Raw genomic sequence first — 1,404 nt, forward strand, 5'->3', positions numbered from 1 at the left:
GATAGTTTTTATGACTGTGTGAAAAAGGCTGATGAGGTCTTTTGCGTAAATATCCCACAAAAAGCTGACATCGTGATCTCGGTAGCGCCTTATCCTATGGATGTCGATCTTTATCAGGCGCAAAAGGCCCTAGATAACGGCAAACTAGCGCTTGCGAAAGATGGAATTTTAATAATGGTCGCAAAATGCCGCACAGGCATCGGCCCAAAGCCTTTCTTTGACCTTATGGCATCGGCCGATACGCCAAAAAAAGTGCTAGAAAAGATAAATTCTGGCTTTAAGCTTGGTTATCACAAAGCTGCAAAAATGGCTGAAATTTCGCTTTGGGCGCAGACTTGGGCTGTGACTGATCTAAGCGACGATGAGATGAGAGCTGTGCATCTAAAGCCGTATCACGACCTACAAAAGGCTGTAGATGAGGCGCTGGCTCAAAAAGGTGCGGATGCAAAAATAATCATCTTGCCGTTTGGCTCTATGACCGTACCTAAGGTATGAGTTTGGCTAAAATTTTATACTATGACGCAAGCTCTGGCATCAGCGGTGATATGAATTTAGCCGTTCTTGTCGGGCTTGGTGTGGATTTTGGCTATCTTTGCTCTGAGCTAGAGAAGCTAAATTTGAGTGGAGAATTTCGCTTAGAGCAAAAAAATGTAGTAAAAAACGGCATCGCTGCGACCAAAATAGACGTCGTTCTGCTAAAATCGCAGCCTCACGCTAGAAGCTACGCTGATATCAAGCAAATTTTGGCTAGTTCAAATTTGAGCGAATTTTGCAAGAAAAAGGCCGTTGCGATATTTCACGTGATCGCGCAGGCTGAAGCAAAAGTGCATGCAGTTAGCATCGATGAGGTGCATTTTCACGAGGTTGGAGCGCTTGATAGCATAGTAGATGTCGTTGGAGCGGCGATCTGCTTTGAGTATTTGTCTAAAAATTTTGGCATTTCTAGGGTTGTTAGCTCAAAGATCGAGCTTGGCGGCGGCGTAGTAAAGTGTGACCACGGCTATCTTAATGTCCCAGCGCCAGCAGTTTGTGAAATTTTAAAAGATGTGCCAGTTAGTCTTGGGCGAGCAAATTTTGAGATGACTACGCCAACAGGTGCTGCGATACTAAAAGCATGCGCAGATGAGTTTGTGGGTGAGATAAATTTCAAAATAGAAAAAGTAGCTTACGGAGCTGGCGAAAAAAATGCTCCAAATTTTGCAAATGCCCTTCGCGCGATGATATGCGAGGTGGATGAGAGCCAAAATTTGGTGCAAAAAATGATATCTACAAACATAGACGATATGGACGCAGAAAGCTTTGCCTTTGCGTGCGATATTTTGCGAGATAGCGGCGCGCTGGACGTATTTAGCAGGTCTATTTTTATGAAAAAGGGGCGCGCGGGCTTTGAGCTAAACGCGCTGT

1 protein-coding gene and 1 pseudogene are annotated in these 1,404 nt (G+C 44.6%); both read left to right on the forward strand.

The features are described 5' to 3' along the window. A pseudogene (locus tag CYO90_RS00760) lies at positions 1–495 on the forward strand (nickel-dependent lactate racemase); the annotation flags it as partial. Positions 496–497: 2 nt separating this feature from the next. Beyond that, positions 498–1,404, forward strand: a 907-nt coding sequence (larC, locus tag CYO90_RS00765; RefSeq protein ID WP_103578080.1) for a nickel pincer cofactor biosynthesis protein LarC, incomplete at its 3' end; no start/stop codon positions are given.

The organism is Campylobacter concisus (assembly GCF_002913745.1).
Lineage (GTDB): Bacteria > Campylobacterota > Campylobacteria > Campylobacterales > Campylobacteraceae > Campylobacter_A > Campylobacter_A concisus_R.